16 protein-coding genes are annotated in these 13,147 nt (G+C 45.6%); 8 read left to right on the top strand and 8 right to left on the bottom strand.

Features of this window, described 5'->3' with window-relative positions:
- Positions 1-38 precede the first annotated feature (38 nt).
- From BC343_RS14250 to BC343_RS14230, 5 genes are all read right to left on the bottom strand, one after another.
- Positions 39-1,586 carry a DUF4394 domain-containing protein gene (locus BC343_RS14250; RefSeq protein ID WP_078348464.1) on the bottom strand — a complete coding sequence of 516 codons (1,548 nt, stop codon included), beginning with the start codon at positions 1,584-1,586 and terminating at the stop codon, positions 39-41.
- 54 nt (positions 1,587-1,640) lie between these two features.
- Positions 1,641-1,994: a hypothetical protein gene (locus BC343_RS14245; RefSeq protein WP_078348463.1), complete on the bottom strand. Its 354-nt coding sequence runs from the start codon at positions 1,992-1,994 to the stop codon at positions 1,641-1,643.
- 366 nt (positions 1,995-2,360) lie between these two features.
- Positions 2,361-2,810, bottom strand: a complete 450-nt coding sequence (gene smpB / locus BC343_RS14240; RefSeq protein WP_078348462.1) for an SsrA-binding protein SmpB — start codon at positions 2,808-2,810, stop codon at positions 2,361-2,363.
- A 19-nt stretch (positions 2,811-2,829) separates the two neighbouring features.
- Positions 2,830-4,713 (bottom strand): Nramp family divalent metal transporter, encoded by a 1,884-nt coding sequence (locus BC343_RS14235; protein ID WP_078348461.1) that lies wholly within the window; start codon positions 4,711-4,713, stop codon positions 2,830-2,832.
- Positions 4,710-5,360, bottom strand: a complete 651-nt coding sequence (locus tag BC343_RS14230; protein ID WP_078348460.1) for a metal-dependent transcriptional regulator — start codon at positions 5,358-5,360, stop codon at positions 4,710-4,712. Before BC343_RS14230 ends, BC343_RS14235 begins: the two co-directional genes overlap by 4 nt.
- Before the next feature lie 124 nt (positions 5,361-5,484).
- On the opposite strand from BC343_RS14230, the gene BC343_RS14225 reads away from it, so the two are divergent.
- Positions 5,485-5,955 (top strand): Lrp/AsnC family transcriptional regulator, encoded by a 471-nt coding sequence (locus tag BC343_RS14225; protein WP_078348459.1) that lies wholly within the window; start codon positions 5,485-5,487, stop codon positions 5,953-5,955.
- A 131-nt stretch (positions 5,956-6,086) separates the two neighbouring features.
- On the opposite strand, the gene ung is transcribed toward BC343_RS14225, so the two are convergent.
- Positions 6,087-6,764 (bottom strand): uracil-DNA glycosylase, encoded by a 678-nt coding sequence (gene ung, locus BC343_RS14220; RefSeq protein ID WP_078348458.1) that lies wholly within the window; start codon positions 6,762-6,764, stop codon positions 6,087-6,089.
- 72 nt (positions 6,765-6,836) lie between these two features.
- Here ung and BC343_RS14215 point away from each other — a divergent pair, with 72 nt between their 5' ends.
- Positions 6,837-7,394: a hypothetical protein gene (locus tag BC343_RS14215; RefSeq protein ID WP_078348457.1), complete on the top strand. Its 558-nt coding sequence runs from the start codon at positions 6,837-6,839 to the stop codon at positions 7,392-7,394.
- A 13-nt stretch (positions 7,395-7,407) separates the two neighbouring features.
- On the opposite strand, the gene BC343_RS14210 is transcribed toward BC343_RS14215, so the two are convergent.
- Positions 7,408-7,623 (bottom strand): hypothetical protein, encoded by a 216-nt coding sequence (locus tag BC343_RS14210; protein ID WP_078348456.1) that lies wholly within the window; start codon positions 7,621-7,623, stop codon positions 7,408-7,410.
- Between the two features lie 504 nt (positions 7,624-8,127).
- Positions 8,128-9,849, bottom strand: coding sequence for a lysine--tRNA ligase (gene lysS / locus BC343_RS14205; RefSeq protein ID WP_078348455.1), 1,722 nt, complete (start codon positions 9,847-9,849; stop codon positions 8,128-8,130).
- Between the two features lie 120 nt (positions 9,850-9,969).
- Here lysS and BC343_RS14200 point away from each other — a divergent pair, with 120 nt between their 5' ends.
- The 6 genes from BC343_RS14200 to BC343_RS14175 all read left to right on the top strand — a co-directional run bounded on the left by BC343_RS14200 (position 9,970) and on the right by BC343_RS14175 (position 13,140).
- On the top strand, positions 9,970-10,209 hold the full coding sequence (locus tag BC343_RS14200; RefSeq protein ID WP_078348454.1) for a hypothetical protein: 240 nt from the start codon (positions 9,970-9,972) through the stop codon (positions 10,207-10,209).
- The gene (locus tag BC343_RS14195) at positions 10,209-10,628 is read left to right on the top strand and encodes a putative toxin-antitoxin system toxin component, PIN family (RefSeq protein ID WP_078348453.1); all 420 of its coding nucleotides are present in this window, start codon (positions 10,209-10,211) and stop codon (positions 10,626-10,628) included. Before BC343_RS14200 ends, BC343_RS14195 begins: the two co-directional genes overlap by 1 nt.
- Before the next feature lie 87 nt (positions 10,629-10,715).
- Complete coding sequence (locus tag BC343_RS14190) at positions 10,716-11,402, top strand: HAD family hydrolase (RefSeq protein WP_078348452.1); 687 nt, start codon at positions 10,716-10,718, stop codon at positions 11,400-11,402.
- A 5-nt stretch (positions 11,403-11,407) separates the two neighbouring features.
- Positions 11,408-12,031, top strand: coding sequence for a CatA-like O-acetyltransferase (locus tag BC343_RS14185; protein WP_078348451.1), 624 nt, complete (start codon positions 11,408-11,410; stop codon positions 12,029-12,031).
- Between the two features lie 99 nt (positions 12,032-12,130).
- Positions 12,131-12,769: a Kelch repeat-containing protein gene (locus BC343_RS14180; protein ID WP_078348450.1), complete on the top strand. Its 639-nt coding sequence runs from the start codon at positions 12,131-12,133 to the stop codon at positions 12,767-12,769.
- Positions 12,709-13,140, top strand: coding sequence for a Kelch repeat-containing protein (locus BC343_RS14175; protein WP_143822181.1), 432 nt, complete (start codon positions 12,709-12,711; stop codon positions 13,138-13,140). The genes BC343_RS14180 and BC343_RS14175 overlap by 61 nt, the downstream gene beginning before the upstream one ends.
- Positions 13,141-13,147 lie beyond the last annotated feature (7 nt).

The raw sequence follows: 13,147 nt of genomic DNA, 5'->3' as shown, positions 1-13,147 counted from the left end.
CGCGAAACGCGGAGCTATCGGTATTGATGAAATAATGATTAGAAACCTAAACCTAAAGTAAACCCGGTATAGTTACCATTAAGCGTTGCGCCTGCTGTGGCCGCGCCGGTGGTAAGGTTTATGGTATAAATTTTAGTAACACCGCCTACGATTAACACAGCATAAGCAGTGCCGCTGGTGCTACCAATATCAAAGCCATTGGCAGTGCTTGCTGTTACACCAAGTGCGCCAACGTCTGATAATGTGCCGTTATTTGGCGGATCTTGTTTAACTAACCTGCCTGCACCTGCATCAATATTGTATAAAACAGTTGCGGTTGCTCCCGCAAAGTTGTTAGTATAGGCCGAAGCACTTACCGATGAGGTGATCGGGTTAATTGTGCCGTCTACCGCTGCAACAGTACCATCGTTAGGGTTAAGGCGTAGGTTTTGCCCTAAATTGCTCACCACGCGTATCCTGTCGACAGTTGGGTTAAAGTCGAACCCGAAATCAGTACCTAAAAGTGGCGTGGTTAAAGTGCCTGTACCAACTTGTGTAGCAGCTCCCGATGATGCGTTAAGAGTATACAGCCGGCTTGTACTACCAAGCGCGAACAATTGGCCGTTTACAGGGCGCATATCTATACCCAATATGGTTTCGCCCGCTTGTAAACCGGAGATAGCTTTCAGTACCGGTGCCGGGCTTGCCGGGTTAAAAATGGCAAGTTCGGTGTTTGTGGTTACGGCGTAAGCCACGGGTTCGGTTGGTATGGCAAAACCAATGATGCTTGCCGGCAGGTCGCCTTTAATGCGTACGGCTTTTCCGGTGGTAAGGTCGATGGTGTAAAGGGCTTTTTTGCTTTCTACTGTCAATATAGCCAGCGCTTTGCTGCCGTCGGGGCTAATGTCGAAGCCGCCGGTGGCTTCGGCGTTTACGGTCAATGAACCCACTTCAACCAATTTGCCATCGTTTGGCGGGTCTTGTTTGTATAGCTTATCGTTATTCAGGTCAATGTCGTACAAAATAGTGCTTGTAGCGCCCGCTCGATTTTCGGTGTATGCGGCGGCGCTAACTCCCGGTGCCAGGGTAGAACCACTGATGCTACCATCAGTAAATGCAACTGCGCCGGTTTCGGGGTGCAGGCGCAGGTTTTGCCCGTTGTAGCCTATATAGCGTATTCTATCAACCGTTGGGTTAAAATCGAAACCAGCCCCATAAATTGAGGCAGTAATGGCAGGCGTAAATGGTGCTGCGTTTACAGCACGAGCCGCACCCGTCGCAGTGTTGATAATGTACAGGCGACTGGTGCTGCCAATGGCATAAAGCTGCCCTGTTGCTGGCCTAAAATCCATCCCTAAAATGGTTTCGCCGGCTTGCAAGCCTGTAACCGGCACGGCCGCAATTACGGTTGCTACCGCTTTTGCATTCAACGTCAGCAAGCGGTTATCAGATGTAAGGGCAAAAAAGTTTACATCCGGCCCGTCGGTTTCTTCCATGTTTACGGGATTTGGGAACGGGCCGGTTTCGTTTTTACAAGATGATGCGAATATTAAAATGGCAGCAGCGCATACTATGCCCAGCTTAACAGAAATGTTAAATGTTTTCATAATAGATTTTTATTTACAGTAAATGTTTATTCCATTGCCGGGTGGGGCAATTTTTTAGCAGATAGGGTGTAAATAAAAATCCGGAGGGGGCGATGTGATTTTAAGAAAATGGGTGGTTTGGTAGTTGTTGTAATAACCGGTAAAATGAATTACCTGCGTATACCAAAACAGGTGTGTTGATTGAAGGGTTGCGGCATCGGTAAATTCTTTTTCTTTTTCGATGGAGGAATTGTTTTCTGCTTTCTTTTCGCCTTCATCATCGTTTTCGGTAGCCGAAGAAGTTTCTTTACCAACGGATCTCAGGCTGACAAATACCGGTGCCGCAGCTTTAAGGGCTATTAATAATATTAATAGCATGCCCATGGCAATACGCACATAAATATGTTTTTGGTATAAAGCAGCTATCACAAAATATTTAACAATGGGTAGATTGTTATTGATAACTACGCAAAAAGGGGATAAGGGGTTTTAAATAGGGCTTAGCTAACCTATTCGATTTGGGAGTGAGGTGCATAGAGAGTGTTACCCCCTGCAAAGGAAGCTTTTGAGTAGCTTATTTTCGTTGGTCCAATTCTTTGAGGAGTTCATCCAAAGTTTGGAGCTTTAATTTCTCCTTTTTTGCGAGATTTACTTCTCTTATAGATTCCTTTAGTTCTCTTAAAAAGGTGAACTTTTCAGTATTTAGGTTTTTAATTTTCATTTTTTTTCCTTGCCGATCTTATCGTCACGCAAATCAAAAGTTCCCCCTTCAGGGGGCGGAGGGGGCTCGCCGGTTTACCTTTTCATCGCCCTGTCCATCTCCACTTTGGTATCGCGCTCTTTCAAGGTTTCGCGTTTATCAAAGGTTTTCTTGCCCTGGGCCAATGCTATCTCTAATTTGGCAAAGCCGCGTTCGCTAATGAACAAGGCAAGGGGGACAATGGTTAATCCTTTCTCTTCGCCGCGGGTTTGGAGTTTTTTTAGTTCCTTTTTGTTCAGCAGCAGCACACGGTCGCGCTTGGCCTCGTGGTTATAGAACGAGCCGAACGAATACTCGGAAATATGCAGGTTACGCACATACAGCTGGCTGCCAACAAAGGTGCAAAAGGCATCATTTACGTTTGCTTTACCATCGCGGATAGATTTTATTTCGGTACCGAGCAATTGTATGCCCGCCACGTATTTATCCAGTATGTGGTACTCAAAGTATGCCTTTTTATTTTTTATATATACGTCCTGTTTCATTACGGTGCAAATATGCAAATTATTTTCGTGCACCGGGTTTCACTACCAGCACCGGTACATTCACCTTGTGGCGTACGGTGTTTACGGTAGTGCCGAAGATCAGGTCCTTTAACGCCTTGTGCCCGTGAGAGCCCATCACAATAAAATCAATACCCTCGGTATTCACAATTTCGGCAATGGCCGTTGCGGGGCCGCCGTAGCCTATGCGCGCTTCTGCTTTGTAGTGCAGTTTGGTTAGTGCATCAACATATTTGTCGAGGTTGTTTACGTCGCTTTGGGTTTCGTTATCCATTACCTGCTTGCCATAATAGCGCGCGCCGGCGGTTTCTACCACGTGTATGAGCGTGTAGGTGGCCTTTTTGCCGCCCTGCATCAGCGCATGGCGTATACAATCCTCATCGTTTTTCGAAAAATCAATGGTGACCGCAATATGGTTATAATGCACCGCCTCCAAATTATCAAGCGATGCAGCCAGTCCGTGCGGCACGTAAGATGGTTGGCCCGCGTGTTTAAACAGTAGAGGACGGATAAACACGTATAACAATAGCAAACCAATAGCACCCGCAATAGGCGTGGCCACATAATTTACTATATCTGCCGAGCCGGGGTTTTCTGCCGCCCAACTGCTTATCTCTTCTATCACCAGTCGTACGTTCAAGCCAACTATTACTACTGCAAACAGCCATGCCAGTATCCTTAAGGGTACATTAATGGCAAATTTGCCCATGCGCTTTTTGTCGGATGTGAAGTGGATGAGCGGGATAATGGCAAAGCCTAACTGCAGGCTTAACACCACCTGGCTTAATATCAATAGTTTCCCTAAGCCTTCTTCGCCTGCGTGCAGTATGGTAAAGAAAGCCGGCACAATAGCAAATATCCGCGTAAGCAAACGACGCAGCCATGGGGCAATGCGCAGGTTAAGGTGCCCTTCCATAATAATTTGCCCGGCAAGCGTACCGGTTACGGTAGAGCTTTGCCCGGCGGCTATCAGCGCAATGGCAAACAGCGCGGGTGCCAGTTTACCGAAGATATTGGTAAGCAGTTTATGGGCATCCTGTATTTCGGCAACCTCGTGATAGCCACGGCCGAAGAAAGCGCTGGCGGCCAGTATCAGTATCGCAGCATTTACAAAAAAAGCCAGGTTAAGGGCAATGGTGGTGTCCCAAAAATTGTAACGGATGGCGTTTTTGATGCCTTCGTCGCTGCGGTCTATCTTGCGGGTTTGCACCAGTGAGGAATGCAGGTAGAGGTTATGCGGCATCACGGTAGCGCCAATAATACCTATGGCCAGGTAAAGCGAACGCTGATTTAATTCGGTAGGGATAAAGCCTTTGGCAACTTCTAATGCCACAGGCTTTACAATAAACATCTCCAGCAAAAAGGCCAGCCCCACTATAAATATCAGCGAGATAATAAAGCCTTCCAATTTGCGCATACCCTTATTCATCAGGAACAAAAGCAGCAAGGTGTCCAGCATGGTTATAGATACGCCCCATATCAGCGGCAAGCCGAACAATAGGTTCAAACCAATGGCCATACCAATAACCTCTGCCAAATCGCAGGCTATAATGGAGATTTGGGCCAGTATGTACAGGCAGAAGTTTACAAAGCGGGGGTAGGAGTGTTTAGATGCCTGCGCTAAATCCAGCCCGCGCACTATTCCCAGCCTTACGCAAAGGTTTTGCAGCAACAGGGCTATCATGTTGCTCAGCAACAGCACCCAAATTAGTTTATAACCAAACTGGCTGCCGGCGGCTAAGTCTGTAGCCCAGTTGCCCGGGTCCATATAACCAACGCTTACCAGGTAGGCGGGGCCCAAAAATGAAAGTAGTTTGCGCCAGCCCGTTTTATTTTCGGTGCTTACGGTATTGTGAACGTTTCCTAAGGATTCGTTTGTTATCATATCGCTATCAGGAGGTTATTGGCCACCTCGCGGCTTATTTGTAAAACTTTGTTGTCCATTTGCAGCACTACGGTATTATCATAACTGATAACCTCTTTCACCGCTATTTTTTTACCGATGGTGAGGCCTTGTTTTTCGAGGTATTGCAGAAACACGGCCGAATGATCGCGCACGCCCGAAATAACCCCCGCGCTACTAACCGCCAGTGCCGAAATTGGTTTAAGATCGTTCGTCTTAAAATGGCCATTACTATCGGGTATCGGGTCGCCATGCGGGTCGCGGCGGGGGAAACCCATAAATTCGTCGAGCCTATCTATCAATTCGTTCGATGAGATATGTTCCATTTCTTCGGCCATATCGTGCACCTCGTCCCACTTAAAGTTTAGCTTTTCTACCAAAAAGTATTCCCAAAGCCGGTGTTTGCGGATGATGTTGATGGCCACCTTTTCGCCGCTCTGTGTAAGGCTTACGCCCTGGTAACGCTGATAGTTAATGAGCATTTTGTCGGCAAGCTTGCGCAACATATCGGTAACCGACGAAGCCTTTGTATCCAGCGAAGCCGCAATTTGGTTGGTGCTTACGCTTGGATTGGTGGCGGCCAGCTTGTAAATGGCCTTTAAATAGTTCTCCTCGGCTAATGTGTGCATTTAGCCAAATATAATAATTTTTTTAGACAAGCCTAAAAATACACGCTCTAAATTGTTCGGTTAAACGATATTTGTGTGGAATTATATTTTGCGTGATAGAGATTATCATATATTTGCATGTACCATGGCAGCTGAATTAGATAAGATAGACCTCCAAATACTCAAGATATTACAAGAAAACGGGCGTATAACCAACCTGCAGCTTTCTAACGAAATCGGGCTTTCACCGGCACCGACCTTAGAACGCGTGCGCAAACTGGAGAACGCCGAGTACATAAAAAGCTACCATGCTTTGGTAGACGAAGAGAAACTGGGGCTGGGCATAAAAACCTTCATACAGATATCGCTGGATTTTCACCAGAAGAACACCATCCAAACTTTTTTGGACGAGATACAAACCATTAAGGAGGTGACCGAGTGCCACCACGTAACCGGCCAGTGCGATTTTCTGCTGAAGGTTTACGTGCGCGACATTAAATCGTACGAGCGCCTCATTATGGAAAAAATAAGCCGCATTACGGTGGTAAAAACTTTCCAAACCATGATGATAATGAGCACCAGTAAGAAGGAGCCGATAGTGCCGCTGGAATACTAAAGTTAGAGTCAAGAGGTAAGAATCAAGAGACAAGAATTAGGAGCCTGTGATCAAATGTTTTGATCACAGGCTCTTTTTGTTTTATGCGGCGCTTCCTGTCTTGACTCTTGATTCTCGCCTGTTGCTTCTAACTACTCGATCTGCCAATCAATCTCCTCTTTACCTTCTTGCTTCAAAAACTCATTGGCTTTAGAGAATGGTTTAGATCCCCAGAAACCGCGCTCTACTGATAGGGGTGAGGGATGTACCGATTTAATGATGTGATGTTTTGCGGTGTCTATCAATGCTATTTTTGATTGGGCATGTGCTCCCCACAAAATGAAGACTATGCCTTTAGCATCCTGCGAGAGTTTTTTGATCACCGCATCAGTAAAATGTTCCCAACCTTTTTTAGAGTGCGATGCCGCTTCGTTGGCGCGTACCGTTAACGAGGTGTTAAGCAGCAATACGCCCTGCTCTGCCCATTTTTCGAGGTTGCCGTGAGTAGGGATGGTAAAGCCGGGGATGTCGGTTTTTAACTCTTTATAGATATTATTGAGCGAACGTGGTATGGCAATGCCGCGCTGTACTGAAAATGATAGCCCGTGTGCTTGGTGTTCGCCGTGGTATGGGTCCTGGCCCAATATTACCACCTTTACTTTATCATAAGGCGTTTTGTTAAAGGCGTTGAATATCTCGGCGCTTTTGGGGTATATTTTATGCCCTGCCGCTTTCTCCTGCATTAAAAAAGCCTTCAGTTGTGCCATGTAGGGCTTGTTGAGTTCGTCGCCTATTTCGCGCATCCACGATGCTTCTAATTCTCCTGCCATAAATATTTATCAGATGTTTTATTGTAGCTTACAAATAACGATATTCGCACTTTCATAATACTAATACAAATTATGTCGAATATAGTTAGGCTGATCATAGCCTGTGTGATAATGGGTGCAGGTGTTACTTTGTGCGCATTTGGTTTTTGGGGCTGGGGCATTACCACGTTCATTTTTGGCGGCATGGTGCTGCTAACGTTCTTCTTTAACGAGAACATGATCATATCGCAGTACTACCTGCGTAAAGAGAAAAGCGAAGAATCGGAAAAGTGGTTGATGAAGATCACCGATTACGAAAAACAATTATACAAAGGCCAGCATGGTTACTACAACCTGCTTATCGGCTTGATAGAGTCGCGCAAGTCGCCATTAAAATCTGAGAAATACTTCAAGAAGGCCCTGCAGTTAGGCATGAGCATGAGCCACAACACGGCTTTGGCAAAACTAAGCCTGGCGGGTATATCAATGGCAAAACGCAACAAGCGCGAAGCCGAGATGTATTTGAAAGAAGCTGCTAAAGACGACACGAACAAGCTACTTGCCGAGCAGATAAAAATGATGAAGGGTCAAATGGCGCAGATGGATAAGCAGCAGGTGGTACGCGGCGGCTTCCGTCAGCAAAGGTTCTAAAAAAGAATTCCTTTTATTTATCGTCTAACGAACTGAAATAGTCAGGCTCCGGCGAGTTACTGTGATTCGCGTTGATATGCCTGTCAACCAATTTCGGTTCGTTATCTGTTGATGGTTCGGCAACTTCTACCATCTTCAATATACTGCGGATGAACGACAGGTTAAAATTGCTCCTGTTTAGCTTTATCAGGTATTCGTTCTCCGTTATCTCAAGGATCGAATTTGTCATGGGTGTTCGCATTAGTGTATTTGATATAAAGCTAAACAAGTTAATTTTAACGAAAGTTTCATAATTTTTATCATTGCGTTAAGGAATTGTGAAGGAAACAGTCGGTTTCTTTTCACATTTGTGGATGACGTGTGTTGATAAAACCAACAGGAGTACAATTAGTTACGAGATTCAATTTTAGTTTAAAAGGATTGCGTTTTGGGGTGATTGTTTTAACCTTTTGTTTAGTGGGTTAATTTTACCACAGAGAACACTGAGGGAGGTACACAAAGAGCACAGAGAGCTTGTGTTTAGCTAATTGAGTGAACACGAATATCACCAATTAAGTCGAATTGCACGAATTTTTGCTTTGTCCTTCTAGCTAATTTATTCGAATTTGATTTGTGAAATTTGATTCAATTCGAAATTATTCGTGTTCACTCAATAAGCTTTACAGGTTTAAGAATAGCTTTAAAATAGAAAAGGCCCTTATCGGGCCTTTCGTTGTTTTATATAAAGATGGTTTTATTCGAACCATTTCATTACCTCATCCTTGGTAGGCATAGTAATGTCCAGTTTCATTTTTTTGCGCATGCCGCCAAGGTCGTTAAATACCTTGTTGGGGTTGCCTGCTTTTAGTTCTTCAGGGGTGTTGAAGCCCATTTTGTTTATTACGGGCACCCATTCTGCCGGTACGCCTATCGCAATAAAATCTTCAACCGTAGCAACTTTAGCTTTTTTCTCGGGGCGCATTTGCGGGAAGAACAGTACTTCCTGTATGGTGCTTTGGTTGGTCATCAGCATCACCAAACGGTCGATACCGATACCTAAGCCCGATGTTGGCGGCATACCGTATTCTAAGGCACGCAGGAAATCCTCGTCCATTGCCATCGCTTCATCATCGCCGCGACCCGCCAGTATCAGTTGCTCTTCAAGGCGTTCGCGCTGATCGATCGGGTCGTTCAGTTCCGAGTAAGCGTTAGCGATCTCTTTACCGTTCACGAACAACTCAAAGCGCTCTACCAAACCGTCTTTTGTACGGTGCTTTTTGGCAAGCGGCGTCATTTCGATGGGGTAGTCGGTAATGTAAGTAGGCTGTATCAGGTTCGCCTCAACTTTGGCGCTGAAGATCTCATCTACCAGTTTACCTTTACCCATGGTCGAGTTGGTTTCGATACCCAGGTCGGCACAAACTTTTAGTAAACCGGCTTCGTCCATGGCAGATACATCTATACCGGTGTATTTCAGGATAGAATCGTACATGCTCAGTTTCTCGTATGGGCCGGCAAAGTTTATCTCGTTTTTGCCAACCTGTACAACCGGTACGCCGTGTACGGCTTTGGCAACGGTTTCTAAACATTCCTCAACCATGGCCATCATCCAGATATAATCTTTATAGGCCACGTAAATTTCCATTGCGGTAAATTCCGGGTTGTGGGTGCGGTCCATACCCTCGTTACGGAACATTTTACCGAACTCGTAAACACCATCAAAACCGGCAACGATCAATCTTTTCAGGTAAAGCTCGTTAGCGATACGCAAAAATAGCGGCATATCCAGCGTGTTGTGGTGGGTGTTGAACGGACGAGCCGCTGCACCACCATGCACTGCCTGCAGGATAGGGGTTTCTACCTCCATCCAGCCTTGCCCGTTAAAGTAATTACGCATAGCGCTGATCACTTTAGAGCGGTTGATGAAGATGTTTTTATACTCGGGGTTAACCGTTAGGTCAACATAGCGCTGGCGGTAACGCAGTTCCGGGTCGGTAAAGCCATCGTGTACGGTACCATCATCTTCGCGTTTTACAACCGGAAGTGGTTTTAATGATTTCGAGAGGATGGTTAACTCTTCGGTATGGACCGATATTTCGCCGGTCTGCGTACGGAAAACAAATCCTTTTACGCCAACATAATCGCCAATATCCAATAGTTTTTTGAATACGGTATTGTAAAGGGTTTTATCCTCGCAGGGGCAAATATCATCGCGTTTGATGTAAACTTGTACGCGGCCGGTGGTGTCTTGTATCTCGAAGAAAGAAGCGCTGCCCATAATACGGCGCGTCATGATGCGGCCGGCTATGGTAACCTGTTTATACTTATCCGGTGCAGCATCAAAATTGTTGTTAATATCCTGCGCCCATGCAGTTACATCATAGGCTTCGGCAGGGTAAGGGTTGATGCCCAGGGCACGTAAGTCTTGTAGCGACTTGCGGCGGAAAAGTTCCTGTTCGGATAGCGCAATACTCATATTAAAAGCGTTGTATTTTAAGGCTGCAAAAATAGGGTTTTTATTTAGATATGGGATTTGAGATGTGAGATTTGAGATGTGTTATATCAACAATGCAAAATTTGATCATTATATTTGTTTATGGAGACAAAAGAATTAATATCTGATTCTTTAAATGAACAGCAATTGCTCATGTTGCGTTTGTTGAAAAAGCCTATGCCCGAAGGTTCCTTCAAGAAGATCAAACAGCTTGTTGTGAAACTTTTGGCTGAACAGATCGACGAGAACATAGAGCAATGGGAGAATACCAATGCTATAACCACGGAACATTACGAAAAATTAAGTAAAGGGCATTTTAGGTCTTCTTCCCGCAAATCTTAATGAGAGTCGTTTTAGATTCTAATATACTTCTCGTTGCGCTTGGAAAGCGAAGTCGTTATCGGCCAATTTGGACCGATTTTTTAAGTGAGGCATACGAATTGGTGATCTCTGAAGAAGTGCTTCACGAGTACGAGGAGATATTGCAACTCTATTCAGCTCCTGGAGTATCTGACCTGGTAATGGAAGTTTTTGTGGAAGCAACGAACATACTTTATCAAAAGGTCTATTATCAATGGGAGGCAATAAAGAGTGACCCCGATGATAATAAGTTTTTCGATATTGCAGTAGCGGGTAACGCCGATTACATAGTTACCAATGACGCACATTTTAATGTTTTAAAGCAGTTGGCCTTCCCCTCGGTTAAAATAATCTCCGGTGAAGAATTTCTAAGTATTTTACAAAGCAACTCGGAACTGTAAAGTTTCATTACGCTTACCCTACGGCAATAAACGCCCCTTGTCACATCTGTTGCCAATATTTCGTCATCAAATAAATACCTTTACCGCATGGATATAAAAGTTATCGCATTTGATGCCGATGATACCCTTTGGGTGAACGAACCCTATTTCAGGCAAACAGAAGAACGCTTTTGCGAACTGCTGAGCGGCTACCTTTCGCGGCACGACCTGGAGCGCGAATTGCTGCGTATAGAGATAGATAACCTTGCCCTTTACGGCTATGGCATAAAAGGTTTTATCCTCTCGATGATAGAAGCCGCCATGAAAATTACAGGCGACACGCTAAGCATCGATATTATAAAACAAATAATGGACCTGGGCAAGCAAATGCTGAACCAACCTATAGAACTGCTGGATGGGGTGGAGGAAGTATTGGAATCCCTTAAAGATAAATACCGCCTGGTAGTGGCCACCAAAGGCGACCTGCTCGACCAGGAGCGCAAGCTGCGTAAATCGGGACTGAGCGCATATTTCCACCATATCGAGATCATGAGCGAGAAGGACGATGCCAATTACCTGAAACTGCTGAAGCATTTGGATATCCAGCCATCGGAACTGCTGATGATAGGCAACTCGCTGAAAAGCGACATACTGCCTGTGTTGAATATTGGCGGTTATGCGGTGCATGTGCCATACCACATTACCTGGGCGCACGAGCAAATTGAAGATAGTATAGATAACGAGCGTTTTAAAAGTATAGAACGCATAAAAGAAGTTTTGGAGTTGCTGAAATAGCCATCATGAGGACTAAAATAGAGATAGCCGGCTGGCTGCGCGAAGACCATTTTAATTTATTCAACAGTTTTGACGAGCCTTATTACAGCATCAACGTTGATATCGACGTTACTGCGGCCTATGCAAAGGCAAAAGAGCTTGGCGTAACATTTTATAATTACTACCTGTACAGCGCCATTACGGCCATTAACAGCCACGAGAACTTCAGGCTTAGGGCTATAAACGATGAAGTTTTTTTATACGATAAAATAAATGTTACCCACGTAGTGCTTCGCCCTAACGGTACTTTTGGCTTCGGGTATATTCCGTTTGTGCCTACGCTGGAAGAGTTTGTAGCACTGGCCAAAGTGGAAACCGAACGCATACTGGCCACCAAAGGGCTCGATCTGAGCATCCCGAACGAAAACATCATCCATTTTTCAGCCATGCCAAGCATTAAGTTTACCGGGCTTACGCATGCGCGTAGTTTTGGGTTTAAAGATAGCTCCACCAAACTATCGGTAGGTAAAGTTACCGAAGTGCACGGCCGTAAAATGATGCCGCTATCCATCACCGTACACCACGGACTGATAGATGGCCTGCATGTTGGGCAGTTTATAGAGTTGTACCAGCAGGTGCTGAATGGGTGATCAAAGCAACCGCCCGCCCCATAATTGCGTATTTATAAGGCAGATATGCCCTTGCAATAAATGTAAACGGTATATTTACTTTATTGCGCAGCACCAATTATGCCTTTTAAAAAAGCCTTCCTGTTAATATTTGCTTTTGCAACGCTCGCCGCTTGTAAAAAAGAGCCATTTGTGCCTAATTACGAGAACGCGTTACCGGGCTTGTGGAAACAATTGGCCGACTTCCCCGGCGCAGGGCGAGTACGTGCCTATGGTTTCAGTATTGGGGGAAAGGGGTATATAGTTGGAGGCAATGCCGGTTCGGGCTTCAACGTAATCCCTCTATACGACCTATGGGAATACGACCCTGCCACCGATCAGTGGACACAAAAGTCCGATTATCCCGGCCAGGCGGCAGAATACCTGCGTGGGTTCACTATAAATGGCAAAGCCTATATGGGCACAGGTTACGGTATGCAGTATTACGGCGGACCCGACGCCATCCCGCAAAACAAAGACTTTTGGGAGTATAACCCCAGCACCGATACGTGGACACAGAAAGCCGACCTGCCCGCAATAGGCCGCGAAAATGTTATCGCCTTCGAAATAAATGGCAGCGGCTATTTGGGCCTGGGCACCAATAATAATTACGACGCCAACTACAAAGACTTTTGGAAGTACGATGCTACTGCAGACAAATGGACACGCATGGCCGATTACCCCGGCGATGGCAGCTTCGGCGTGGCGGCGTTCGCGTAGGCGGCAAAGGCTATGCAGGCATGGGCGGTGCATCGCCGGATGTTATCAAAAAAGATTTTTGGGGATACGACCCGGTGACAGATAAATGGACAGCCAAAGCAGATTTTACCGGCCCTGTGCGAGCTTTCAGCAGCCCGTTCGTTATTGCGAGCGATGGCTATGTAGGCCTCGGCACTACCACCACCTCATCTGCCGATGACTTTTATAAGTACGACCCCGCAAAGAATAGCTGGATAAAGATCACCCCATACGGCGGCGACCCGCGTTACGATGCCGTAAGTTTTGTAATAGATGGCATTGCCTATGTTGGTACGGGCAATCCCGGTTTGAAGAAAGACTTTTGGAAGTATACGCCTACTAAAAAGCCGTAGGCGCATA

It is taken from the genome of Mucilaginibacter pedocola, from assembly GCF_002013915.1.
GTDB classification, from domain to species: domain Bacteria; phylum Bacteroidota; class Bacteroidia; order Sphingobacteriales; family Sphingobacteriaceae; genus Mucilaginibacter; species Mucilaginibacter pedocola.
The sequence above is the reverse complement of the archived record's forward strand: the minus strand, read 5'-3'. Positions and strand labels throughout refer to the sequence as shown.